The sequence below is a fragment of the Sporosarcina sp. P29 genome (assembly GCF_002743265.1).
Lineage (GTDB): Bacteria > Bacillota > Bacilli > Bacillales_A > Planococcaceae > Sporosarcina.
The window spans coordinates 1-1,782 of sequence record NZ_PDYX01000047.1 but is presented as its reverse complement, the minus strand read 5'-3'; the positions used below and the strand labels follow the sequence as shown (position 1 = coordinate 1,782).

At 42.5% G+C, this 1,782-nt stretch carries 1 protein-coding gene; it reads left to right on the top strand.

What is annotated here, in order from left to right:
* Positions 1–130 precede the first annotated feature (130 nt).
* Complete coding sequence (locus tag CSV68_RS16390; protein ID WP_099662661.1) at positions 131–1,408, top strand: IS110 family RNA-guided transposase; 1,278 nt, start codon at positions 131–133, stop codon at positions 1,406–1,408.
* Positions 1,409–1,782: the final 374 nt, after the last annotated feature.

Genomic DNA, 1,782 nt, shown 5'->3' with positions numbered 1-1,782 from the left:
AGGCTGATCCATCGGGAGCATTCCTGTTTGGTTAGTGGAACCCTATTGAAATAGAAAAGTCCCCTTGGTATGATTCGGGGTGTCAAGGCGTCGACGGCTTGACCCCTAATTATAACCAAGGAGGACTCACATGAATTCTAAAGAAAATACTAAAATTAATCAAGTCACAGAACAAACATTAGTGATAGGTATCGACATTGCTAAACATAATCATTACGCAACCTTTGTCGATGAACGTGGACGTGTTTTGAAAAAAGCATTTCTCGTTAAACAGACGCGTAAAGGGTTTGAACAGTTCTATCAAGAAATACTAGAGGGTATGAAAGAATTCGATAAATCGCATGTGATAGTGGGCGTGGAGCCTACAGGACATTACTGGTTGAATTTAGCATATTTCCTAGAGGACTACGGTATACCACTGGTCGTTATCAATCCGATGCATGTGAAGAAAGTTAAGGAATTAGATGATAATCTGCAAACCAAAAACGATAAGAAAGACGCTCTGACGATCGCACGGCTAATGAAAGATGGTCGTTTCTCATATCCGAAGCTTCTTCGGGATCAAGCAGCAAATATTCGTTCCTGTTTCACGCTTGAGCAAACTTTAATAGACGACCGCACCATTCTGAAAAACAGAATTCATCGATGGGTAGATAAATACTTCCCTGAGCTATTCGAGGTATTCTCAGATTTTGGAGCCATGGTTCTAGGTGTGTTGGAGACAACCCCGTTGCCTGCAGAGCTGGTCAATATGACAACAGCTGATTTAGCGGATCAATGCGCGAAAGCGAGTCAGATGAAGCAAAGGCGACCCAAAATAGCAGCTAAAGTCATTGAGGTAGCTCAGACATCCATTGGCATCACCGTGGCTCCTTGGGGAGCTAAACGGGAGATACAATGTCTCATTCGCCAATACCGTCTACTCGAGGAAGAACTTACGATGATTGAAGAGGAAATACAATCCTTAATTGTCCAAACGGCTGATTATGAATATCTCGCTTCATTTCCGGGAATTTCCCGTAGAACTATTTCCGGTCTCTTAGCGGAGATTGGAAGTTTTACTGACTTTGAAAGTCCACGCCAATTAATTAAATTAGCGGGACTTACGTTACATGAGAATTCCTCTGGTAAACATAAGGGAATGAAGAAGATATCAAAACGAGGACGAAGACGATTACGGGCTATTTTATTCAGAGCAATGCATCCAATCCTTAGAAACAACCCTGCCTTTATGAAGCTTCATCAGTATTATACGCAACGACCTCAAAATCCCCTTCGTAAGAAGGAGTCGATGGTCGTGTTATGTAGCAAATTACTAAAGGTTCTTCATGCCATGTGTACAAAAAAGCGGAAATTTGATGGTGAGCAAATGCTTGCGGACCTTCACTGTTTACAATTAGTAGCATGAGGTTGGCATTCTGAAACTTCTATTCATGACACGGAGAAGCTGGCACCAGCGGCGTACATTAGGCCTCGAGCCTCATCGGGAGCATCTCGCCGGCCTCCAACTTATGATAGACCGAACGAAGGAATGTCAGCGCATGACGCTAAGAGATGTGGGAGGGTTCGTCATCATAAGGTACTTGGAGATCCATAGTGCATGCCATATTAAATTAACAGTTTCTGTAACTGGTAGCGCAGCGTTATCCTTTACTTACAGTATCTACAAAAGTATGTACTTTCAGGTAGACGATTCTCTTTACTAGTCATATAAATTCTTTTTGGGTCAATAGAATAATGCGACAAGCCTTGTCATCATCACCTTTTCAAGAGGGAGTCGCC